23 protein-coding genes are annotated in these 21201 nt (G+C 68.6%); 20 read left to right on the top strand and 3 right to left on the bottom strand.

Going from position 1 to position 21201, the window contains the following annotated elements; genetic code table 11:
* Positions 1-30 precede the first annotated feature (30 nt).
* From miaB to dapF, 3 genes are read left to right on the top strand one after another with little or no spacing between them, the layout of a single operon-like run.
* On the top strand, positions 31-1632 hold the full coding sequence (miaB, locus tag ELQ94_RS05965; RefSeq protein ID WP_127048175.1) for a tRNA (N6-isopentenyl adenosine(37)-C2)-methylthiotransferase MiaB: 1602 nt from the start codon (positions 31-33) through the stop codon (positions 1630-1632).
* Positions 1629-2582, top strand: coding sequence for a tRNA (adenosine(37)-N6)-dimethylallyltransferase MiaA (gene miaA, locus ELQ94_RS05960; protein ID WP_127048173.1), 954 nt, complete (start codon positions 1629-1631; stop codon positions 2580-2582). Before miaB ends, miaA begins: the two co-directional genes overlap by 4 nt.
* A gap of 9 nt (positions 2583-2591) precedes the next feature.
* Positions 2592-3473 carry a diaminopimelate epimerase gene (gene dapF, locus ELQ94_RS05955; protein WP_127048171.1) on the top strand — a complete coding sequence of 294 codons (882 nt, stop codon included), beginning with the start codon at positions 2592-2594 and terminating at the stop codon, positions 3471-3473.
* Between the two features lie 24 nt (positions 3474-3497).
* Here dapF and ELQ94_RS05950 read toward each other — a convergent pair whose 3' ends face one another.
* Positions 3498-4130, bottom strand: coding sequence for a class I SAM-dependent methyltransferase (locus tag ELQ94_RS05950; protein WP_127048169.1), 633 nt, complete (start codon positions 4128-4130; stop codon positions 3498-3500).
* A 42-nt stretch (positions 4131-4172) separates the two neighbouring features.
* Here ELQ94_RS05950 and hflX point away from each other — a divergent pair, with 42 nt between their 5' ends.
* The gene (gene hflX, locus ELQ94_RS05945) at positions 4173-5717 is read left to right on the top strand and encodes a GTPase HflX (RefSeq protein ID WP_127048167.1); all 1545 of its coding nucleotides are present in this window, start codon (positions 4173-4175) and stop codon (positions 5715-5717) included.
* 73 nt (positions 5718-5790) lie between these two features.
* Here hflX and lexA read toward each other — a convergent pair whose 3' ends face one another.
* Complete coding sequence (gene lexA / locus ELQ94_RS05940; protein ID WP_127048164.1) at positions 5791-6513, bottom strand: transcriptional repressor LexA; 723 nt, start codon at positions 6511-6513, stop codon at positions 5791-5793.
* A 261-nt stretch (positions 6514-6774) separates the two neighbouring features.
* Between lexA and ELQ94_RS05935 the strand changes: the two genes are divergently transcribed.
* The 6 genes from ELQ94_RS05935 to ELQ94_RS05910 all read left to right on the top strand — a co-directional run bounded on the left by ELQ94_RS05935 (position 6775) and on the right by ELQ94_RS05910 (position 11125).
* Positions 6775-7170 (top strand): LysM peptidoglycan-binding domain-containing protein, encoded by a 396-nt coding sequence (locus tag ELQ94_RS05935; RefSeq protein ID WP_127048162.1) that lies wholly within the window; start codon positions 6775-6777, stop codon positions 7168-7170.
* A gap of 67 nt (positions 7171-7237) precedes the next feature.
* On the top strand, positions 7238-8320 hold the full coding sequence (locus tag ELQ94_RS05930; protein ID WP_127048160.1) for a histidinol-phosphate transaminase: 1083 nt from the start codon (positions 7238-7240) through the stop codon (positions 8318-8320).
* The gene (gene hisB, locus ELQ94_RS05925) at positions 8317-8925 is read left to right on the top strand and encodes an imidazoleglycerol-phosphate dehydratase HisB (RefSeq protein ID WP_127048158.1); all 609 of its coding nucleotides are present in this window, start codon (positions 8317-8319) and stop codon (positions 8923-8925) included. Before ELQ94_RS05930 ends, hisB begins: the two co-directional genes overlap by 4 nt.
* Entirely contained in the window at positions 8922-9560 is a 639-nt protein-coding gene (gene hisH / locus ELQ94_RS05920) for an imidazole glycerol phosphate synthase subunit HisH (protein ID WP_127048156.1), read from the top strand. Before hisB ends, hisH begins: the two co-directional genes overlap by 4 nt.
* A 61-nt stretch (positions 9561-9621) precedes the next feature.
* Positions 9622-10368, top strand: coding sequence for a bifunctional 1-(5-phosphoribosyl)-5-((5-phosphoribosylamino)methylideneamino)imidazole-4-carboxamide isomerase/phosphoribosylanthranilate isomerase PriA (gene priA, locus ELQ94_RS05915; RefSeq protein ID WP_127048154.1), 747 nt, complete (start codon positions 9622-9624; stop codon positions 10366-10368).
* Positions 10352-11125: an SseB family protein gene (locus ELQ94_RS05910; RefSeq protein ID WP_127048152.1), complete on the top strand. Its 774-nt coding sequence runs from the start codon at positions 10352-10354 to the stop codon at positions 11123-11125. The genes priA and ELQ94_RS05910 overlap by 17 nt, the downstream gene beginning before the upstream one ends.
* Before the next feature lie 12 nt (positions 11126-11137).
* Here ELQ94_RS05910 and ELQ94_RS05905 read toward each other — a convergent pair whose 3' ends face one another.
* A complete protein-coding gene (locus ELQ94_RS05905; RefSeq protein ID WP_127050111.1) occupies positions 11138-11491 on the bottom strand; it encodes a DUF1844 domain-containing protein in 354 nt (117 codons plus the stop codon).
* Between the two features lie 368 nt (positions 11492-11859).
* Between ELQ94_RS05905 and infC the strand changes: the two genes are divergently transcribed.
* The 10 genes from infC to pheT all read left to right on the top strand — a co-directional run bounded on the left by infC (position 11860) and on the right by pheT (position 21125).
* Positions 11860-12444 carry a translation initiation factor IF-3 gene (infC, locus tag ELQ94_RS05900; protein ID WP_127050109.1) on the top strand — a complete coding sequence of 195 codons (585 nt, stop codon included), beginning with the start codon at positions 11860-11862 and terminating at the stop codon, positions 12442-12444.
* Positions 12437-12631, top strand: a complete 195-nt coding sequence (gene rpmI / locus ELQ94_RS05895) for a 50S ribosomal protein L35 (RefSeq protein ID WP_127048150.1) — start codon at positions 12437-12439, stop codon at positions 12629-12631. The genes infC and rpmI overlap by 8 nt, the downstream gene beginning before the upstream one ends.
* 33 nt (positions 12632-12664) lie before the next feature.
* Entirely contained in the window at positions 12665-13057 is a 393-nt protein-coding gene (gene rplT, locus ELQ94_RS05890; protein WP_127048148.1) for a 50S ribosomal protein L20, read from the top strand.
* Between the two features lie 166 nt (positions 13058-13223).
* Positions 13224-14024, top strand: a complete 801-nt coding sequence (locus ELQ94_RS05885) for a TrmH family RNA methyltransferase (protein ID WP_127048146.1) — start codon at positions 13224-13226, stop codon at positions 14022-14024.
* A 91-nt stretch (positions 14025-14115) separates the two neighbouring features.
* Positions 14116-14904 (top strand): amino acid ABC transporter ATP-binding protein, encoded by a 789-nt coding sequence (locus tag ELQ94_RS05880; RefSeq protein WP_424976875.1) that lies wholly within the window; start codon positions 14116-14118, stop codon positions 14902-14904.
* Between the two features lie 85 nt (positions 14905-14989).
* Positions 14990-15862 carry a glutamate ABC transporter substrate-binding protein gene (locus ELQ94_RS05875; protein WP_127048144.1) on the top strand — a complete coding sequence of 291 codons (873 nt, stop codon included), beginning with the start codon at positions 14990-14992 and terminating at the stop codon, positions 15860-15862.
* Between the two features lie 80 nt (positions 15863-15942).
* Entirely contained in the window at positions 15943-16590 is a 648-nt protein-coding gene (locus ELQ94_RS05870; protein ID WP_127048142.1) for an amino acid ABC transporter permease, read from the top strand.
* The gene (locus ELQ94_RS05865; RefSeq protein ID WP_127048140.1) at positions 16587-17513 is read left to right on the top strand and encodes an amino acid ABC transporter permease; all 927 of its coding nucleotides are present in this window, start codon (positions 16587-16589) and stop codon (positions 17511-17513) included. The genes ELQ94_RS05870 and ELQ94_RS05865 overlap by 4 nt, the downstream gene beginning before the upstream one ends.
* Before the next feature lie 40 nt (positions 17514-17553).
* The gene (gene pheS, locus ELQ94_RS05860) at positions 17554-18594 is read left to right on the top strand and encodes a phenylalanine--tRNA ligase subunit alpha (RefSeq protein ID WP_127048138.1); all 1041 of its coding nucleotides are present in this window, start codon (positions 17554-17556) and stop codon (positions 18592-18594) included.
* A 2-nt stretch (positions 18595-18596) separates the two neighbouring features.
* A complete protein-coding gene (gene pheT, locus ELQ94_RS05855) occupies positions 18597-21125 on the top strand; it encodes a phenylalanine--tRNA ligase subunit beta (protein WP_127050105.1) in 2529 nt (842 codons plus the stop codon).
* The last annotated feature ends 76 nt before the right edge of the window (positions 21126-21201 follow it).

Genomic DNA, 21201 nt, shown 5'->3' with positions numbered 1-21201 from the left:
GCCGGGGCCTCGCCGTAGACTGACGGCACCATGAGCACGATCACGACCCCCGCATTCCCGGCCGCCGCGTCTCTCGATGGAACCGGCGCGACCCCGGTTCGCACGTATGAGGTGCGCACCTTCGGGTGCCAGATGAACGTGCACGACTCCGAACGGCTGAGCGGCTCCCTCGAGGCCGCCGGGTACGTTCGTGCCGACGGTGTCGATGCCGACGTCGTCGTCATCAACACCTGCGCGGTCCGCGAGAACGCGGACAACAAGCTCTACGGCAACCTCGGGCAGCTCGCGAGCATCAAGCGTTCCCACGAGGGGATGCAGATCGCCGTCGGCGGATGCCTCGCCCAGAAGGACAAGAACGTCATCCTCGAGAAGGCGCCGTGGGTCGACGTCGTCTTCGGGACGCACAACATGGGGTCGCTCCCGAGCCTCTTGGAACGAGCACGTCACAACGGTGAAGCGCAGCTTGAGATCCTCGAATCGCTCGAGACCTTCCCGTCCACCCTCCCGACACGACGGGAATCGACGTCGAGCGGGTGGGTCTCCATCTCCGTCGGCTGCAACAACACGTGCACGTTCTGCATCGTGCCGGCACTGCGCGGCAAGGAGAAGGATCGTCGCCCGGGCGACGTCCTCGCCGAGATCCAGGCCCTCGTGGACGACGGCGCCATCGAGGTCACGCTCCTCGGTCAGAACGTCAATTCCTACGGTGTCGAGTTCGGTGACCGGGCCGCCTTCGGCAAGCTCCTCCGTGCCGCCGGCACCATCGACGGCCTCGAGCGCATCCGGTTCACGAGCCCCCATCCGGCCGCCTTCACCGACGACGTCATCGACGCCATGGCCGAGACGTCGACCGTCATGCCGCAGCTCCACATGCCGCTGCAGTCGGGTTCCGATCGCGTGCTGAAGGCGATGCGGCGCTCCTACCGGAGCGACCGCTTCCTCGGCATCCTCGACCGCGTGCGGGACCGCATTCCCCATGCTGCGATCTCCACCGACATCATCGTCGGCTTCCCCGGCGAGACCGAGGAGGACTTCGCCGACACGCTCCGCGTCGTCGAAGCGTCCCGTTTCGCGTCCGCCTTCACCTTCCAGTACTCCATCCGTCCCGGGACGCCCGCGGCGACCATGGGGGAGCAGATCCCGAAGGCGGTCGTGCAGGAGCGGTACGAGCGACTCACGGCACTGCAGGACCGGATCAGCCTCGAGGAGAACCAGAAGCAGGTCGGTCGTGAGGTCGCGGTGCTCGTGTCGGCCGGGGAAGGCAAGCGCGACGCCGAGACGGACCGCGTCTCCGGTCGGGCGGAGGACTCCCGGCTCGTCCACGTCGCTCTTCCTGACGGGGCTGCGCGCCCCCGCCCCGGTGACATCGTCACGGCGACGGTGACCTACGCCGCCCCCTGGCACCTGCTCGCCGAGGCGACGGGCGACGGTGCCGTCCGTCGCACGCGCTCGGGCGACGCCTGGGACCGCTCGGAGGCCGAGTCCTGCGCCGTCCCGACGCCCGTGGGCGGAGACGGACGTCGCGCGGTATCGCTCGGCCTGCCCTCCCTGCGTGTCGGCCGGGGCGAGCCCGCGACGTCGCGCTCGATCGGGACGTCCCCCATCTACCATCTCGACGACGACCGGCGGTGACCGAGCAGCGTCCCACGCGCGTCGTCGCCATCGGGGGCCCGACGGGGACGGGTAAGAGCGACCTCTCCCTCGACCTCGCCGAGCGCTTCGCGGCGGAGGGCGTCCCCGCAGAGATCGTCAACGCCGACGCGATGCAGCTCTACCGCGGCATGGACATCGGCACCGCGAAGCTCCCGCCCGCCGAGCGTCGGGGCGTGCCTCACCATCTCTTCGACGTGCTCGAGGTCACGGAGGAGGCATCGGTCGCCCGCTATCAGCTCGAGGCGCGACGGTTGATCCGCGAGCTCTCCGATCGAGGCGTCGTCCCCATCCTCGTCGGCGGCTCGGGGCTCTATCTCTCTAGCGTGCTCTTCGATTTCTCGTTCCCCGGAACCGATCCGGAGGTACGCGAGCGTCTCGAGGGAGACCTCGAACGATTCGGCCCCGGAGCCCTCTTCGAGCGGCTCGCAGCAATCGACGCGGAGGCCGCCGGCCGGATCGGCTCGAGCAATGGTCGACGCCTGGTCCGGGCCCTCGAAGTGGCCGAGATCACGGGGGAGTCTTCGACGGGTCTCCTGCCGGAGCAGTCGGCCACCCCGGAGTCGCACATCGTCGTCCTCACCGCACCGCGGGCGGACCTCGTCTCGCGGCTCGATGCCCGCGTCGGTCGGATGTGGGCCGACGGCCTCCTCGAGGAGGTCCGGCTCCTCGAGGAGGCGGGGCTCCGATCCGGGGTCACGGCGTCCCGCGCGATCGGCTACGCGCAGGCGCTCGCCCAGCTCGACGGCGTCATGAGCGGCGACGAGGCCATCGCGGACACCCAACGACTCACCCGACGCTACGCTCGGCGCCAGGTCTCATGGTTCCGTCGCTACGACGGGGCGACCGTCCTCGCATCGGGCCACGAGGGGCTCGCGGACCAGGCGTTCGCGGCCGTCCGGCCGATCCGCGACGGGATTCCGCCCGCCTAGAATTGAGCCATGCCGACGACGATCGAATTCACCAAAGGCCACGGGACGGGCAACGACTTCGTGCTCTACGCGGATCCGGACGGAGATTCGACACTCACTCCGGCCCAGATCGCCGCGATCTGCGATCGCCACTTCGGCGTCGGCGCCGACGGGATGATCCGGGCGATCCGCACCGTTAACGTGCCCGAGGCGGCCGCGACCCTCGCCGGCGCGCCAGAGGCGGAGTGGTTCATGGACTACAGCAACGCGGACGGTTCCGTGGCGGAGATGTGCGGCAACGGTATCCGTGTCTTCGCCCGCTACCTCGTCGACACCGGTCTCGCGACGCTCGAGACCGGCGACACCCTCGCGATCGCCACGCGGGCGGGTGTCAAGGACGTCCAGCGCGGGGTCGACGGATTCCAGGTGGACCTCGGTCGCTGGGGACTCGAGGGCGGTGAACCGCTCGTGCGGATCAAGGACGTGTCGGTGCCGCGACCGGGCCTCGGGATCGACGTGGGCAACCCCCACGTGGTCGTCGCACTCGCGAACGACGAGGAACTGACCGACGCCGATCTCGCCTACGCACCCCAACTGGACCCGGAGCCGCACGCGGGCGCCAACGTGGAGCTCGTCGTGCCCCACGACCCCCTCGTCAGTGACGGTGTCGGACGGATCCGCATGCGCGTGCACGAACGCGGCTCCGGCGAGACGCTGTCCTGCGGAACGGGTGTCGTCGCCGCCGCTCTCGCGATCCGGCACTGGGCCGGGCGTGGCGCCCCCGACCACTGGCGCGTGGACGTGCCCGGCGGGCGGCTCGGCGTCCGGATGTTCGCGGCGGAGGACGGTGAGCACGTCTCGCTCTCCGGCCCCGCCGAGCTCGTCTACACGGGGACGCTCGACCTGGCCTGAGACGGCATCGCAGGGCGTCGGGACTCAGTCCTCGAGAATCGGGGCCTCCGGCTGGCGACGCACCCGCAGGACGCGGAAGCCCTTCGAGGTCGACGACCGGATGACGCCGAGATCGTCGGGGAGGGTCCCGTCGAGCCAGCGCTGCAGGCTGTCCGATCCGAGGTTCCGCTGCACGACGAGGTAGGCGTCGGAGTCGGGGAGGAGGCGCGGCAGCCAGCGCTCGAGCAGGCCGTGCAGCTCCGTCTTGCCCACGCGGATCGGCGGGTTCGACCAGATGGTGCGGAAACGGACGTCATCCGGCACCTCGTCGGGAAGGACGGCGCGCACGTTGTCGAGGCCGAGGGCCTCGGCGTTCCGCCGCACGAGACCGAGGGCACGTTCGTTCACGTCGACCGCCCAGACCGTGGCCCGAGGCGACTCCAGAGCGAGACTGAGGGCGATCGGTCCCCAGCCGCACCCGATGTCGAGGAGATCGCCTCCGGGAGGAGGCGAGGGAACGGCGGCCAGGAGCACGGCCGTACCGATGTCGATGCGGTCGGGGCTGAAGATACCGCCGGCCGTCTGCAGGCGGCGGGGGGCGCCGGCGAGGGTCACGGAGAGCGGCCGCAAGCCCTCGTCGCTGTCCGGCGATGAGGTGAAATAGTGGTCGCCTGCCATAGTCCGTACGGTACAGGAGAGCCAGAGAGTAGGGTTAACCGGATGAACCAGACCCCTCCTGACGCACCAGAAGACGACGCCGTCGACCGCGTGCTGGCGGCGGCCGGTCGGCCGTCCGCCGGATACTCGATGTTCGGATCCGGCCGAGCCCAGGCCCTGCAGAATCCGTCGACATCGAACGGCGACGGCTCCGACGGCGAGCAGTTCGACCGCGAGGACCGACAGGCGTTGCGCCGCGTCGGCGGCCTGTCCACCGAGCTCGAGGACGTCACCGAGGTCGAGTACCGACAGCTGCGTCTCGAGAACGTCGTCCTCATCGGCGTGTACTCGCAGGGTTCGCTGCAGGACGCCGAGAACTCCCTCCGCGAGCTCGCTGCCCTTGCCGAGACCGCCGGAGCCGTCGTGCTCGACGGTCTGCTCCAGCGCCGTCCCCACCCGGACCCGAGCACGTACTTCGGCAAGGGCAAGGCGGAGGAGTTGCGGGCGATCGTGGCCTCCCTCGGAGCTGACACCGTGGTAGCCGACACCGAGCTCGCACCCAGCCAGCGTCGCGCGCTCGAGGACGTCGTGAAGGTCAAGGTCATCGACCGTACCGCGGTGATCCTCGACATCTTCAGCCAGCACGCCACGAGTCGCGAGGGCAAGGCGCAGGTCGAGCTCGCGCAGCTCGAATACCTCCTCCCTCGACTCCGCGGCTGGGGAGACTCGATGTCCCGCCAGGCCGGTGGACAGGCCGCCGGCGGTGCCGGTATGGGATCACGTGGACCGGGTGAGACGAAGATCGAGCTCGATCGACGTCGTATCAACACGCGCATGGCGAAGCTGCGGACGCAGCTCAAGGGATTCGCTCCCGCGCGCGAGGCGAAGCGGGCCAACCGCAAGCGCAACGAGGTCCCGAGCGTCGCGATCGCCGGGTACACCAACGCCGGCAAGTCGAGTCTGCTCAACCGCATCACCCGGGCCGGTGTGCTCGTCGAGAACGCCCTGTTCGCGACCCTCGACGCGACGGTCCGCGGCACGCGCACGGAGGACGGCCGCACCTTCACCCTCGCCGACACGGTCGGTTTCGTGCGGAACCTGCCTCACCAGCTCGTCGAGGCGTTCCGCTCGACGCTCGAGGAGGTCGCCGACTCCGATGTGATCGTGCACGTCGTCGACGCGTCGCACCCGGACCCCGCCTCGCAGATCGCCACCGTGCGCGACGTGATCGGCGACGTCGGCGGACGCGACATCGCCGAGATCATCGTGTTCAACAAGAGCGACCTCGTCTCGGAGGATGACCGTCTCGTCCTCCGCGGTCTGGCTCCGGACGGCATCTTCGCCTCGGCCCGCACGGGAGAGGGCGTGCAGGAGATCCTCGATCGGATCGCCGACCTGCTGCCTCGACCGAGCGTCGTCATCGAGGCGCTCGTGCCGTACGACCGGGGGGAACTCATCTCCATGCTGCACCGTCGGGCACAGGTCGTCTCCCTCGACTACGTCGAGGAGGGCACGAAGGTCGAGGCGCTCGTGAGCGAGGAGATCGCCGCCCAGCTCGAGGGCTTCGTGACGGCCAGCCGCCCCAACACCGCGCCCGACGAGGACTGACACCGGGGCACGACCGGCGTCATCACGGGGCGATGGCCGATGGCGTTCGAGCCCCGGCCGACGACGGCGTGGCTCAGACCGAGCGCAGGACCGCGACGATCTTGCCGAGGACCTCGGCCTGATCACCGAGGATCGGCTCGAAGTTGGAGTTCCGCGGGAGGAGCCACGTGTGTCCGTCGCGCTGGCGGAAGACCTTGACGGTCGCCTCTTCGTCGAGCATCGCCGCGACGATGTCGCCGTTCTCGGCGGTGCGCTGCGACCGGACCACGACCCAGTCGCCATCGCAGATCGCTGCGTCGATCATGGAGTCGCCCGCGACCTTGAGCATGAAGAGGTCGCCCTTGCCGACGAGCTGACGGGGGAGGGGGAAGACCTCCTCCACATGCTGTTCCGCCGTGATGGGCACTCCGGCCGCGATTCGCCCGACGAGCGGGACCATCGCTGCGTCGCCCACGGGCGTGCTGTTCTCGAAGTCGAGTGATGCCGAGGCGTTCGACGGGAGCTCGATGAGGACTTCGAGCGCGCGTGGGCGGTTCGGGTCGCGCCGGATGTATCCGGACAGCTCGAGCTGGTTGAGCTGATGCGTCACGCTCGAGAGTGAGGCGAGACCGACGGCGTCGCCGATCTCGCGCATGCTCGGCGGGTAACCGCGCTGACTCACGGAGCGCTGGATCATGTCGAGGATCGAGCGCTGCTTGTCGCTCAGGCTCTTGCGGCGCCGCGTCCCCTGTCGCTCGGCCGATGCGTCCGAGACGGACGCATCCGCGCCGCGTCTCTCGTTCGTGCCGTTGCTCATGATGCCCGCCGTTCCGCCCCGACGACCGAATGTCGGTGGCTCGTGATCTGCTGTCTCTCGACAATCGAAACTGTATCCGTGCCGCACGAGTGAACCAAACATTCGTTCGAGTGTGTCGTGGATCCGGTGCGAGATCCGTACGAACATCGCGCTTGCGTGTTCGAACATTCGAAGATATATTCGGAACAGAGATTCGCTTCGAGTCCTCCCGGCCGAGGCCTCGAAGCGAACTCGCTTCCTTACAGAACGAGGAGAGCACCAATGACTGCAATCACCACGACCGGTGGATTCACGAACCGTGCGTCCGCGAACCGTGCGTCCGCGAACCGTACGTCGAACACCGGGTCGCACTTGCGCATCACGCGTCGCGGACGCCTCGTCCTCACGTCGCTCCTCGTCGGCCCCCTCGTCGTCGCCGGCGTCGTTGCGGGTGTCAGTGCAACCTCCGCCATCGCGACGTCGTCGAGTTCCGCCGTCGTCGAGTTCGACTACCTCACGATCAGTGCGGGGGAGTCTCTGTGGCAGGTCGCCGAGCGCATCGCTCCGGCGTCCGACCCGCGCGATGTCGTCGCCGACATCGTGTCGCTCAACCAGATGTCCACGTCGTCGGTCGACGCCGGCCAGCGGATCGCGATCCCGGTGGCCTACACGGGTTGAGTCGCCGCTGCTCCGTCTCCCGGGGTGCTCTGGACGCGTCGGTGCGAGCGATCGGTAGGCTCGTCGAGTGACTTCCCTCGACGACCTCCCCGTCCGCGCCGACCTGCGTGGCAAGTCCCCCTACGGTGCCCCCCAGAAGGTCGTGCCGGTTGCTCTGAACGTCAATGAGAACACGCATCAGATCCCCGAGGCGGTCGCTCGGGACATCGTCCAGTCGCTCGCCGTCGCGGTCCTGGGTGTCAACCGCTATCCCGACCGCGAATTCCTCGACCTGCGTTCGTCACTCGCCGGATATCTCGGCCACGGCCTGACCGCCGACAACCTCTGGGCCGCCAACGGGTCGAACGAGGTGCTGCAGCAGGTCCTGCAGGCCTTCGGCGGCCCTGGCCGCTCGTTGCTCGGTTTCGACCCCACGTATTCGATGTACCCGCTGCTCGCCGACGGGACCGGCACCCGCTGGATCGGCGCCCCGCGCGACGAGGACTTCGAGCTCTCGCCCGAGACCGCCGCGGCGGCCGTCAAGCGACACGATCCGGACATCGTCTTCCTCTGTTCTCCGAACAACCCGACCGGGACCCCGCTCTCGATCGAGACGATCGAGGCCGTCTACGAGGCGGCGCGCGGAATCGTCGTCGTCGACGAGGCCTACGCCGAGTTCGCGCCGGACGGCACGCCGAGTGCTCTCAGCCTGCTCGCGGGCCGCGACCGCCTGCTCGTCTCGCGCACCATGAGCAAGGCCTTCGCGTTCGCAGGCGTTCGCCTGGGTTACCTCGCCGCCGCGCCGGCGGTCACGGATGCGCTGCGACTCGTCCGACTGCCGTACCACCTGTCGGCCCTCACGCAGGCGGCCGCCGTCGCCGCGCTCCGGCACAGCGACGAGATGCTCGCGATGGTCGACGACATCCGTCGTCAGCGCGATCGCATCGTCACGCGTCTCGGCGAACTCGGGTACCGTCCGTATCGCAGCGAGAGCAACTTCGTGCTCTTCGGGGGAGTGCGCGACCCGCACGCCGTCTTCGAGGCGCTCCTCGAGCGCGGCATCCTCGTCCGAGACCTCGCGATCGACGGGTGCCTCCGCGTCTCCGCGGGCACCGAGGCCGAGACGACCGCGTTCCTCGATGCTCTCGCCGACGTAGACTCGATGGCATGAGCATCGGCAACCGCGTCGCCCACATCCAGCGGGTGACCTCGGAATCCTCGATCGATCTCCGGATCGATCTCGACGGCACGGGGCAGAGCGAGATCCACACGAGTGTGCCCTTCTTCGATCACATGCTGACGGCCTTCGCGAAGCACTCGCTCACCGACCTCACCGTGACGGCCTCCGGCGACGTCGACATCGACGTCCACCACACCGTCGAGGACACCGGCATCGTGCTCGGCCAGGCGATCCGCGAGGCGCTCGGCACGAAGGAGGGCATCTCGCGCTACGGCGATGCCCACGTGCCCCTCGACGACGCGCTCGCGCGCGCGGTCGTCGACATCTCCGGTCGTCCCTACCTCGTGCACGACGGTGAGCCCGCGGGCTTCGAGTTCCACCTCATCGGCGGACACTTCACCGGGTCCATGATCCGCCACGTCTTCGAGGCGATCGCATTCAATGCGGCACTCACGGTCCACGTGTCCGTGCTCGCCGGTCGCGATCCCCACCACATCGCGGAGGCCGAGTTCAAGGCGTTCGCGCGTGCCTTCCGCCAGGCGAAGTCGCTCGATCCCCTCGTCGTCGGCATCCCGTCGACGAAGGGTGCGTTGTGAGCGGCAGGCGGCCCCGCGTCGTCGTCCTCGACTACGGGTCGGGCAACGTGCACTCGGCCGTCAAAGCGCTCGAGCGCGCAGGCGGCGACGTGGAACTGACGTCGGATCGCACGGCGGCGATGGAGGCCGACGGTCTCCTCGTGCCCGGGGTCGGTGCGTTCTCGGCCGTCATGGACTCGCTCACCGCGGCGCGCGGGGGAGAGGTCGTCGACAAGCGGCTCGCGGGCGGTCGGCCGGTGCTCGGCATCTGCGTCGGGATGCAGGTGATGTTCGAGCGCGGCGTCGAGCGGGGGACCGAGGCCGGGGGTCTCGGCGAATGGCCCGGCAGCGTCACGCGCCTCGACGCGCCCGTCCTTCCCCACATGGGATGGAACACGGTCGAACCCGACGCGGGGAGCGTGCTCTTCGACGGCATCGAGGACGAGCGGTTCTACTTCGTCCACTCCTACGCCGCCTCGGACTGGTCGCTCGAGGTCGAGGCTCCCTTCCCGCAGCCCCAGCTGACCTGGGCGACGCACGGGGAGCGCTTCCTCGCCGCTGTGGAGAACGGCCCGCTCTCGGCGACGCAGTTCCACCCCGAGAAGTCCGGCGACGCCGGCATCCGCCTGTTGTCCAATTGGCTCGGATCGCTCTGACCTGACTAGGATCGTGTGCGGCTTGCGAGCCGTACGTCTCCGACCCGATCGAGGAAACACCATGAGCGAGTTCAACCAGTCCCCTGACCTCGTGCTGCTTCCGGCCGTCGACATCGCGGGAGGCAAGGCCGTGCGACTGACGCAGGGCGAGGCCGGCACCGAGACGAACTACGGCGACCCCGTCGACGCCGCGGCCGACTGGGCCGGTCAGGGCGCCGAGTGGATCCACCTCGTCGATCTCGACGCGGCCTTCGGTCGTGGGCACAACGCGGGCGTCATCCGCCGGGTCATCCGGCAGGTGCGCGGCGTCAACGTCGAGCTCTCCGGCGGTATCCGCGACGACGCCTCCCTCGAAGCGGCCCTCTCGAGCGGGGCCAAGCGCATCAACCTCGGCACCGCGGCGCTCGAGAACCCCGAATGGGCGGCCAACGTCATCGGTCAGTACGGCGAGGCGATCGCCGTGGGACTCGACGTGCGCGGGACCACCCTCGCGGCGCGCGGATGGACCCAGGAGGGCGGCGACCTCTGGAGCGTGCTCGACCGGCTCGAGCAGGCGGGTTGCGCGCGCTACGTCGTCACCGACGTGACGAAGGACGGCACGCTGCGCGGCCCGAACATCGAGCTCCTCGAGCAGGTCATGGACCGGACCGACCGTCCCGTCATCGCCTCGGGCGGCGTATCGAGCCTCGACGACATCGCGGCGCTCCGCGCACTCGTGCCCCAGGGGCTCGAAGGGGCGATCGTGGGCAAGGCGCTCTACGCGGGGGCGTTCACGCTCGCAGAGGCCCTGGATGTCGCGTCCGACTGACGAGGCGGATTCCGCCGGTCGGCCGTGGGCCAACCGGTCCTTCGGGCACCACGATCAAGCGCACGCGGGAGACGACGGTTCGCCGCCGCCCGAGCTGATCGACGTACTCGCCCGTTTCCGACGCGGTGAGGCCACCCACGGCGACGTCGTGGACGTCTTCCGTTCCGCGCGTTTCCTGATCCCCCTCGTGGCCGAGGCCGGGGGAGTGGAGGAGAACGAGAAGGGCCTCCGCGTCGAGAAGACGCAGGAGCTCTCGATCGTGTCGGTCGCAGGCCCCGACGGGCGCGACGTGCTGCCCGTGTTCTCCTCGGTCGCCGCGATGTCCCGCTGGAACACCACGGCCCGCCCCGTTCCCGCCGATGGGACGCGCGTGGCTCTCGCGGCCGCGTCCGAGGGCACGGAACTCGTCGTCGTCGATCCGGGGAGCGAGACCGAGTTCGCACTCCGCCGCCCCGCCGTCTGGGCGGTCGCGCAAGGCGAGTCCTGGGTGTCGGCGGCCATCGATCCGGAGGTCTACGCGGCCTTCGATGCCTCCATCGCGACGGAACTCGGTGTGATCTCGGTCGTCGTGCGACACGGCGACCCGAGCGCTCGTCTGCTGGCGCCGGAGGTGCAGGTCGTCCTCGAACTCATCTCGGGGCTCACTCGGACGGAGCTCGATCAGATCCTCGAGAGACTCGCGCGGCGCTGGGCCGCCGACGAGGTCATCGCGACGCGCGTCGACTCGCTCGCCGTAAAGCTCACGGCGAGCGAGTGACGGCCCGATGGGTCAGTTGACCGGACCCGTCCACTTCTCTCCCGGGCCCTGACCGATCGGGTCGGGCATGCTCGACGCCTCGCGGAAGGCGAGCTGGAGCGAGCGGAGGCCGTCCCGCAGGCTGCGGGCGTGCATGTCGCTCACCTCGGGGGCGGCCGCCGTGATGAGGCCGGCGAGTGCGTTGATCAGCTTGCGGGCCTCGTCGAGGTCCTGCTGGGACTCCGGGTCGTCGGCGAGCCCGCACTTGACCGCCGCCGCGCTCATGAGGTGGACCGCCGTGGTGGTGATCACCTCGACCGCGGCGACGTCGGCGATGTCCCGGGTGACGTCGGCCACGGTGGTCTCGGAGGCGTCCTCGAAGCGGATGGATCCGCCCTCGGTCGGCTCGGTCGTGCTCGATGCGTTGTCGTTCGTGCTCACTACATTCCTCTGCTAGACTGCTTCGGGCTCCGGGACTTCCATATCCCGGTACGAAAGTGGATAACATCCCACCCGCGCTTGACCGATTACAGGTTACCGGGTCGTTGCACTCCGCCGGTGCGAGAGGATCCGTGAGGATCCGCTCTCTCCGGTAGAACACCAGTCTCGAATCCGTGGTTCATTCCTCGAAATCGATACGGTTCGGGTGCGGTGCCGAGAGCGATTCGTCGCACTCGTGGAGTGGTTCTCTCCTTTCGCCTCGCCGGACGTCCGTCCGGCTGAGTGGCCGGAAGTCTCTAGAAGAGGAGCCACGCATCAGCGATCCCCGTACCAATGACCGTATTCGCGTCCCCGAAGTCCGCCTCGTTGGCCCGAGCGGAGAGCAGGTGGGCGTCGTGAAGATCGAGGTCGCCCTGCGTCTCGCGCAGGACGCCGACCTGGATCTCGTCGAGGTCGCACCCAACTCGAAGCCGCCAGTGGCCAAGATCATGGATTACGGCAAGTTCAAGTACGAGGCTGCGCAGAAGGCCAAGGAGGCCCGGCGCAACCAGGCGAACACGATCCTCAAAGAAGTTCGGTTCCGCCTCAAGATCGACAGCCACGACTACGAGACCAAGCGCAAGCGCGCTGAAGGCTTCCTCAAGGATGGCGACAAGGTGAAGGCCATGATCCTGTTCCGAGGCCGCGAGCAGTCGCGTCCGGAGCTGGGCGTGCGGCTCCTCCAGAAGTTCGCCGAGGACGTCGCCGAGTTGGGCACCGTCGAATCGAGCCCCATGATCGACGGACGCAACATGGTGATGATCATCGGTCCGCTCAAGAACAAGTCGGAGGCCAAAGCAGAGGCCAACGCACAACGTGCCGCGAACAAGGCGGCAAAGCAGGAGGAAAAGAATGCCTAAGCAGAAGACGCACTCCGGTGCCAAGAAGCGATTCAAGGTCACCGGCACCGGCAAGATCATGAAGCAGCAGGCGGGCATGCGCCACAACCTCGAGGTCAAGTCGGGCAAGCGCAAGCGCAGCCTGAACAAGGACGAGGTCGTCGCCCCCCAGGACCGCAAGGTCATCAAGAAGCTCCTCGGCATCTGATCCGCTGACACGAACGCAAGGAATACGTAAGAAATGGCAAGAGTAAAAAGGGCGGTCAACGCCCACAAGAAGCGTCGCGTCATCCTGGAGCGGGCCGAGGGCTACCGCGGCCAGCGTTCGCGCCTGTACCGCAAGGCCAAGGAGCAGGTCACCCACTCCCTGGTCTACTCGTACCGTGACCGTCGTGCCCGCAAGGGTGACTTCCGTCGCCTGTGGATCCAGCGCATCAACGCGGCGTCCCGTGCGAACGGCCTCACGTACAACCGGCTCATCCAGGGCCTCGGCCTGGCCGGCATCGAGGTCGACCGTCGCATGCTCGCCGAGCTCGCGGTGAACGAGCCCACCACCTTCGCCGCTCTCGTGAAGAGCGCCAAGGCAGCGCTGCCCGCCGACACGTCGGCGCCGCGCACCGAGAACGCCGCGTAAGCAGCGTTCCACCAGCACGAACAGGAACCGGTCGGGGATACCCCGGCCGGTTCCGTCGTATCCGGGGGAGTCCCGGCCGCACAGCTGCTCGTTCCGGGGCGTGGATTCCCGCCGCGACCGGGCCTGTCGCCCTCGGCTCCACCGGTGTCGCGCCTAGACTGATCGCGTGATCGACAACCCGCGCTCCCCGCGAATCCGAGCCGTCGCGAAGCTCTCGAAGCGACCGGCCAGACAGGAGACGGGACTCTTCCTCCTCGAGGGCCCTCAGGCCGTCGGGGAGGCCTTGACGTGGCGTCCGGAGCTCGTCCTGGAGTTCTTCGCGACCCCGACGGCGCTCGAGCGTCACCCCGACGTCGCGGAGGCGGCTCTGGCGGCGGGCCTCGAGGTCGAGTTCGTCACGGAGGACGTCATCGCGTCCCTCGCAGACACCGTGACCCCTCAAGGCGTCGTCGCCGTGTGCCGACAGTTCCCGACCGCCCTCAAGGACGTGTTCGCGGAGCCGCCGCGACTGCTCGCGATCCTCGAAGAGGTGCGGGACCCCGGCAACCTCGGCACGATCATCCGGGCCGCGGACTCAGCCGGTGCCGACGCCGTGGTGCTCACCGGCCGTTCCGTGGACCTGTACAACCCGAAGGTCGTGCGTTCGACGACGGGATCCATCTTCCACCTCCCCGTCTCCGTCGACGCCGACCTGTCCGACGTCGTCCGACGCTCCCGCGAGGCCGGCCTGCGCGTGCTCGCGGCCGACGTGAAGGGCGAGAGTCTGCTCGACGTGCGTCGCGACGGCGTGCTCGGTGAGCCGACCGCATGGATCTTCGGGAACGAGGCACACGGGCTCGAGGACGAGTTCCTCGGTCTCGCGGATCGTGCCGTGACCGTGCCGATCTTCGGGCGCGCCGAGTCGATGAACCTCGCGACGGCGGCCTCGGTCTGCCTCTACGAGAGCGCCTTCGCTCAGCGTTCCTGACTCGTCGTCCACAGGTGCCGGGGTGGTCACAACTCCATAACGGAGACTCCCTGACATACGGAGGTAACACACCCTCACATACCGTGGAGGCATGGAGCACAATTTCATGCCCGAAACGACGTCCGTTCCCGTGGCGAAGCTGGGTGAACCCCTCGTCGTCGTGGACAACGTCAACAAGCACTACGGAGCGCTCCACGTCCTGAAGGACATCAACACCACCGTCGCCCGCGGCGAGGTCGTCGTCGTCATCGGGCCGAGCGGGTCGGGTAAATCCACCCTCTGCCGGGCGATCAACCGCCTCGAGACCATCGACTCCGGCACGATCACGATCGACGGCGACAAGCTCCCGGAGGAGGGAGCGGCCCTCGCGAAGCTCCGTGCCGACGTCGGCATGGTGTTCCAGTCCTTCAACCTCTTCGCACACAAGACGGTGCTGGAGAACGTCACTCTCGCCCCCATCAAGGTGAAGAAGATGTCGAAGAAGGACGCGACCGAGCGGGCCATGGGCATCCTCGAGCGCGTCGGCGTCGCGAACCAGGCGAACAAGATGCCCGCGCAGCTCTCCGGCGGCCAGCAGCAGCGCGTCGCGATCGCACGGTCGCTCGCCATGAGCCCCAAGCTCATCCTCATGGACGAGCCCACGAGCGCGCTCGACCCCGAGATGATCAATGAGGTCCTCGACGTCATGGTCGGGCTCGCCAAAGAAGGCATGACGATGATCGTCGTGACCCACGAGATGGGCTTCGCCCGCAAGGCGGCCGACCGGGTTCTCTTCATGGCCGACGGCCAGCTCGTCGAGCAGGCCACGCCCGAGCAGTTCTTCTCCAACCCCCAGTCGGATCGCGCCAAGGACTTCCTGTCGAAGATCCTCAACCACTGACGCTCCGCGTTCGTGGCCCCAGAACCTCGTCGCCTCGGCGGCCAGGAAACACAGCAGCAGTACAAACCAAGAAGAGGGATATCCCATGATGCGTAAGAAGCTCTCGCTGGTCGCCATGGCGGCCGCCGGTGCGCTCGCGCTCGCCGCCTGTGGCGGTTCGAGCGATACGGCCAACCCGGGCGCCGAGGTCGAGGAGTCGCCGGAGTTCGCGGCCGGCAGCACGATGGCCGAGCTCTCCGAGGCCGGTTCCATCACCATCGGCACCAAGTTCGACCAGCCGCTCTTCGGCCTGGTGGGCCCCGACGGCACGCCCGTCGGCTTCGACGTCGAGATCGGCAAGATCATCGCCGCGAAGCTCGGCATCGCCGCCGAGGACATCACGTGGGAGGAGACGGTCTCCGCCAACCGTGAGCCCTTCATCGAGAACGGCCAGGTCGACATCGTCATCGCGACCTACACGATCAACGATGAGCGCAAGGAAGTCATCTCCTTCGCCGGCCCGTACTACGAGGCCGGTCAGTCGATCCTGACCCTCGCGGACAACGAGGACATCGAGAGCGAGGACGACCTCGTCGGCCAGCCCGTGTGCTCCGTGTCCGGTTCCACGCCGGCCGACAACCTCACCGCTCTCGGTGCCGAGGTCGTCCTGACCGACACCTACGCCAACTGCCTCGAGCCGCTCCGCACGGGCCAGGTCGTCGCCGTCAGCACGGACAACGTGATCCTCGCCGGTCTCGCCGCCCAGAACGAGGGCGAGTTCAAGGTCGTCGGCCAGCCCTTCACGGAGGAGCCCTACGGCATCGGCCTCGCCAAGGACGACGTCGAGTTCCGCGACTGGATCAACGACGTCCTCGAGGAGTCCTACGAGGACGGCTCGTACGAGCAGGCCTGGACCGACACCGCCGGAACGGTCCTCGAGTACGTCGAGCCGCCCGCGGTCGACCGCTACGAGGAATGACCCGCTGACGAGCGGTCCCCCGTGGTTCTGCCACAGGGGACCGCTCGTCTCCTTCCGCTCCATCTAGAGAGGCCTCGCCCGTGCAGGTGATCTTCGACAACCTCCCCGTCTACTGGACGGGGTTCCTCGTGACCCTTCAACTCACCCTCGTGGGCGCTGTCTTCGCCACCGTCATCGGTGTCGTCATCGCGGTCTTCCGCATCTCCCCGGTCGCCTCTCTCCGTGGTTTCGCCACCGTGTACACCGAGATCGTCCGCTGCACCCCACTCACTCTCGTGATGTTCTTCTGCGCGATCGTCCTGCCCATTCTGGGAGTCGACTTCCCGTACCTCTCCTTCGCGCTCATCGCGCTCTCCGTCTACACATCGCCGTTCGTCGCCGAGGCACTGCGGTCCGGCATCAACGGCGTCGCGCTCGGCCAGGCCGAAGCGGCGCGCAGCCTCGGGCTCGGTTTCGGTCAGACCGTCGGCCACATCGTCTTCCCGCAGGCCATCCGGATGACCATCCCGCCCCTCATCAACGTCTTCATCGCCCTCACCAAGAACACGTCGATCGCCGGAGCGTTCTACGTGACGGAGCTGTTCGGCGTGGGGCGCGCACTCGTGAACGCCAACGGCAACGCCGTCATCGCCGTCCTGCTCGGCGTCGCGTTCTTCTACCTCGTCATCACCGTCCCGCTCGGCCAAGTGGCTGCGCACCTCGAGCGGAAGGTCGCGGTGACCCGATGAGCGGCTCAGCTGTCCTCTTCGACGCCCCCGGCCCCAAGGCCCGGCGTCTGTCCCGCATTCTCTCCATCGTCGGAATCGTTGCGATCGCCGCCGGTCTCGCGTGGGTCGTCATGACCCTTGCGGCCCCCCGCCCGAGTTCCGGCGGAGTCATCCTTCCCGGCATGTTCGATCCCATCCGTTGGGACATCTTCTCCGAGGCCATCGTCTGGGAATCGATCGGGCGGGCGACGATCGCCACGCTGCAGGCGGCGGGTATCAGTGCTGTCGGTGCGGTGATCCTCGGCGTGATCCTTTCCATCCTGCGGACGGCTGCCAACCCCTTGGTGCGCATCCCGACGACCGTGCTCATCGAGTTCTTCCGCGGTATGCCCGTGCTCCTGATGATGCTCTTCATCCTGCTCGTCTTCTCGACCGGTGCGCTCTGGGCCGTCGTCTCGGCACTCATCGTCTACAACGGCACACTCATCGGCGAGGCGCTCCGCGCGGGCATCGCGTCGCTGCCGAAGGGACAGCGGGAGGCCGGGCTCAGCCTCGGACTCTCACCGCTGCGCACACGGCTCCTCATCGAGTTCCCCCAGGCGTTCCGCCAGATGCTGCCGATCATCATCGCGCAGCTCGTCGTCCTGCTGAAGGACACGTCGCTCGGTTACATCGTCGGGTACCCGGAGCTGCTGCGTCAGACCACGAACTACCTCGCGAACTTCTACGGCAACCGCTACATGTTCTCGCTGTTCTTCGTCGCTCTCGCGATCTACCTGACGATCAATCTGCTCCTGTCATGGCTCGCACGGTGGGTCGCCCGGAGCGAGGAGCGCAAGCGCGCGGGTGCGAAGAGGAAGTCCGACAAGACCATCCTCGATTCGACGAAGGCGGCGTCGCTGCAGGCAGAGGCCTCGGGTTCCGGAGGCATCGGCGGCTTGTGAGGCCGTGGGGTCCCACGATCACTCACTAGACTTGGTGATCGTGTCCGAACCCACTCCCATCACGGAAGACGGCGTCTCCGCCGCGGTCGATGCGGCGCTCGCCGCCGTCGCGTCCGCGACCGATTCCGCCTCGCTCAAGCAGGTCCGCGCCGAGCACACGGGGGAGCGTTCGACGCTCGCCCGGTTGAACGGTGAACTGCGCAACGTCGCCCCCGACCAGAAGGCCTCGCTCGGCAAGCTCGTCGGCCAGGCCCGCGGTCGCGTGAACCAGGCGGTCGCCGCGCGCGAGCAGGAGCTCGTCGTGGAGGAGGAGAACGCACGCCTCGCCGCCGAGACCGTCGACGTCACCGCCGTCGCGACGGCCTACCGTCCCGGCGCCCGGCACCCCCTCACCCTCCTGCAGGAGCGCGTCTCCGACGTCTTCGTCGGTATGGGGTGGGAGATCGCCGAAGGCCCCGAGGTCGAGAGCGAGTGGTTCAACTTCGACGCGCTCAACTTCGACGCCGACCACCCGGCGCGCGCCATGCAGGACACGTTCTTCGTCGATCCCGTCGACTCGCACCTCGTGCTGCGCACCCACACGTCGCCCGTGCAGATCCGTGCGCTCCTCGAGCGCGAGCTGCCGGTGTACGTCCTCGCGCCCGGACGCACGTACCGCACGGATGAGCTCGACGCCACACACACGCCCGTCTTCAGCCAGTTCGAGGGCCTCGCCGTCGACAAGGGGCTGACGATGGCCCACCTGCGCGGCACGCTCGAGCACGCCGCGCGCACGCTCTTCGGCGACGAGGCGCAGATCCGCCTGCGCCCGAGCTACTTCCCCTTCACCGAGCCGAGCGCCGAGCTCGACCTCTGGCACCCCACCTTCTCGGGCGGCGCCCGCTGGATCGAGTGGGGCGGCTGCGGCATGGTGCACCCCAACCTCCTGCGCGCGGCGGGGATCGACCCGGAGGTCTACTCCGGCTTCGCCTTCGGCATGGGGCTCGAGCGCACCCTCATGTTCCGCTCGGACGTGCAGGACATGCGCGACATGGTCGAGGGAGACATTCGTTTCTCCCAGCAGTTCGGGATGGTGGTGTGACGATGCGGGTTCCGCTCAGTTGGCTCGCGGAGTACGTCGAGCTCTCACAGGGGACGACCCCTGAGGACGTCCACGCTGCACTCGTGCGCGTGGGTCTCGAAGAGGAGGAGATCCACCGGACCGACCTCTCCGGCCCCATCGTCGTCGGCGAGGTCCTCGAATTCGTCGAGGAGCCGCAGAAGAACGGCAAGACGATCCGTTGGTGCCAGGTGCGCGTCGCGCCCGAGGGCGAGACCGCGGCCGATGGCGGCGAGAGCGTGCACGGCATCGTGTGCGGGGCGTCCAACTTCTTCGTCGGCGACAAGGTCGCCGTCACGCTTCCGGGCGCGGTGCTGCCTGGGCCGTTCCCGATCGCGGCACGGAAGACCTACGGCCACGTGTCCGACGGCATGATCGCCTCCTCGAAGGAACTCGGTCTGGGTGACGAGCACGACGGCATCCTGCGCCTCACCGAGCTCGGCCTCGCCGACGCCCCGGTGGGTGCAGACGTCATCGCGCTGCTCGGTCTCGACGACTCGGCCGTGGAGATCAACGTGACGCCGGACCGCGGCTACGCCTTCTCCATCCGGGGAGTGGCGCGCGAATACGCGCACGCCACGGGTGCCGCGTTCACCGACCCCGCCGAGGCGTTCGATCGCCCCGCTGCCCGTGAGGGCGGGTACCCCGTCGCGATCCAGGACCAGGCGCCGATCCGCGGCCGCGTGGGAGCCTCCGTCTTCGTCGCGCGTACGGTGCGCGGTGTCGACGTGAGCCGGGCGACGCCGCAGTGGATGTCGTCCCGCCTGCGCCTTGCAGGGATCCGGTCGATCTCCCTGCCCGTCGACATCACCAACTACGTGATGCTCGAAATGGGTCAGCCGATCCACGGCTACGATCTCGCGACGCTCCGTGGTCAGATCGTCGTGCGCCGAGCCGAGCCCGGCGAGCGGCTCACGACGCTCGATGGACAGGACCGCGCGCTCCACAGCGAGGACCTCCTCATCACGGACGATTCCGGCCCGATCGGCCTCGCGGGTGTCATGGGTGGAGCGACGACGGAGATCGGCGACGGAACACGGGACATCCTCATCGAGGCCGCCCGCTTCGACACCGTCTCGATCGCGCGCACGGCTCGTCGGCACAAGTTGCCGAGCGAGGCGTCCAAGCGCTTCGAGCGCGGGGTCGACCCGAACGTCGCGTCGAACGCGGCCGATCGTGTGGCGCAGCTGCTGGTGGAGCTCGCCGGCGGCAGCGTCGACGAGGAGACGACGGTCATCGATGACGCCGAGACCTCCGGCGCGATCACCCTCCCCGAGGGATACGTGTCCGGTCTCGTCGGTTTCGAAGCGGATCGCGAGGAGACGATCGCGGCCCTTCGTGAGGTGGGGTGCGTCGTCGACGATTCCGCCGCCGACCTCGCGGTCACGCCTCCGTCGTGGCGACCCGACATCACCGAGCGCGCCGACCTCGCGGAAGAGGTCGCGCGCATCCTCGGGTACGACCGGATCCCGGCCCTGCTGCCCGTGGCGCCTCCCGGCCGCGGACTCACCGCCGCGCAGATCCTGCGCCGGCGCGTCGCCGATGCGCTCGCCGCGTGGGGCGCGACCGAGGTCCTGGCCTACCCGTTCGTGTCGGCCGAGCAGAACGCGCTCTTCGGAGCCCCTGATGGGGACACCCCGGAGGCCGTGCGCGTCGCCAACCCGCTCGACGCCACCGTGCCGTTCCTGCGCACCTCGCTCCTGCCCGGCCTCCTCGCGATCGCCGGCCGGAACCAGTCGCGCGGACTGACCGACCTGACGATCTTCGAGTCCGGCACGGTCTTCCGACCGGCGCGCGGGCGGTCGTACGGTCAGCGCGAGCTGCCGGCCGGCTCCGCTCGACCGACACCGGAGCAGCTCGCGAAGCTCCAGGACGGGATTCCGCCGCAGCCGCGCCATGTGTCGGTCGTCGCGCTCGGCAATCGTCTTCCCAAGCGCGTGGGCGAGTCCGCCGTGCCCGCCGGTCTCGCCGACGTGCTCGCGGCGGTGCAGGTCGTCGCCCTCGCGACGGGCGTGCGCATCGATGTGACGCAGGGCAGTCACCACGCTTTCCACCCGGGACGGACGGCGGCGCTGAGCGTCTCCGGTGCTCCGATCGGATTCGCGGGCGAGTTGCTGCCGGCCGTCGCGCGATCGGTCGACCTCCCGCGCACCGTCGCCGCGCTCGAGCTCGACCTCGACGCGGTGATCGCGGCGGCCCCCGCCACCGTGGCTGCGAGCCCCATCCAGGTCATGCCGGCGGCGACGCAGGATCTGTCCCTCGTGGTCGCCAATCGTGTGCCGGCCGCCGCCGTGCTCGCCGCGGTCCGTGAGGGCGCCGGCGAGCTCCTCGAGGACGTCCGCCTCGTCGACGACTACCGGGGCCAGGGGCTCGAGGAGGGCACGAAGAGCCTGACCTTCGCCCTCCGGTTCCGCTCGGGCGATCACACCCTCACGGCCGCCGAAGCCAGCGCGGCCAAGCTCGCCGGCTCGGCGCTCGCCGGCAGTCGCTTCGGAGCGACGATCCGCGAGTAACGCACGGCGACCGTGCCGATGAGAAGAGGACGTGACCGCCAGGCGGTCACGTCCTCTTCTCATCGGTGCGAGTGAG

This window comes from Labedella endophytica (assembly GCF_003990045.1).
GTDB classification, from domain to species: domain Bacteria; phylum Actinomycetota; class Actinomycetes; order Actinomycetales; family Microbacteriaceae; genus Labedella; species Labedella endophytica.
The sequence above is the reverse complement of the archived record's forward strand: the minus strand, read 5'-3'. Positions and strand labels throughout refer to the sequence as shown.

What these genes read in the sequence shown, in the direction of transcription:
- rpmI (WP_127048150.1), top strand. Translation starts at nt 12,437, where the DNA reads ATGCCTAAGCAGAAGACGCACTCCGGTGCCAAGAAGCGATTCAAGGTC.
- hisB (WP_127048158.1), top strand. Translation starts at nt 8,317, where the DNA reads ATGAGCATCGGCAACCGCGTCGCCCACATCCAGCGGGTGACCTCGGAA.
- pheT (WP_127050105.1), top strand. Translation starts at nt 18,597, where the DNA reads ATGCGGGTTCCGCTCAGTTGGCTCGCGGAGTACGTCGAGCTCTCACAG.
- ELQ94_RS05880 (WP_424976875.1), top strand. Translation starts at nt 14,116, where the DNA reads ATGGAGCACAATTTCATGCCCGAAACGACGTCCGTTCCCGTGGCGAAG.
- priA (WP_127048154.1), top strand. Translation starts at nt 9,622, where the DNA reads ATGAGCGAGTTCAACCAGTCCCCTGACCTCGTGCTGCTTCCGGCCGTC.
- ELQ94_RS05935 (WP_127048162.1), top strand. Translation starts at nt 6,775, where the DNA reads ATGACTGCAATCACCACGACCGGTGGATTCACGAACCGTGCGTCCGCG.
- dapF (WP_127048171.1), top strand. Translation starts at nt 2,592, where the DNA reads ATGCCGACGACGATCGAATTCACCAAAGGCCACGGGACGGGCAACGAC.
- rplT (WP_127048148.1), top strand. Translation starts at nt 12,665, where the DNA reads ATGGCAAGAGTAAAAAGGGCGGTCAACGCCCACAAGAAGCGTCGCGTC.
- ELQ94_RS05950 (WP_127048169.1), bottom strand. Translation starts at nt 4,130, where the DNA reads ATGGCAGGCGACCACTATTTCACCTCATCGCCGGACAGCGACGAGGGC.
- lexA (WP_127048164.1), bottom strand. Translation starts at nt 6,513, where the DNA reads ATGAGCAACGGCACGAACGAGAGACGCGGCGCGGATGCGTCCGTCTCG.
- hflX (WP_127048167.1), top strand. Translation starts at nt 4,173, where the DNA reads ATGAACCAGACCCCTCCTGACGCACCAGAAGACGACGCCGTCGACCGC.
- ELQ94_RS05875 (WP_127048144.1), top strand. Translation starts at nt 14,990, where the DNA reads ATGATGCGTAAGAAGCTCTCGCTGGTCGCCATGGCGGCCGCCGGTGCG.
- ELQ94_RS05910 (WP_127048152.1), top strand. Translation starts at nt 10,352, where the DNA reads ATGTCGCGTCCGACTGACGAGGCGGATTCCGCCGGTCGGCCGTGGGCC.
- ELQ94_RS05865 (WP_127048140.1), top strand. Translation starts at nt 16,587, where the DNA reads ATGAGCGGCTCAGCTGTCCTCTTCGACGCCCCCGGCCCCAAGGCCCGG.
- miaB (WP_127048175.1), top strand. Translation starts at nt 31, where the DNA reads ATGAGCACGATCACGACCCCCGCATTCCCGGCCGCCGCGTCTCTCGAT.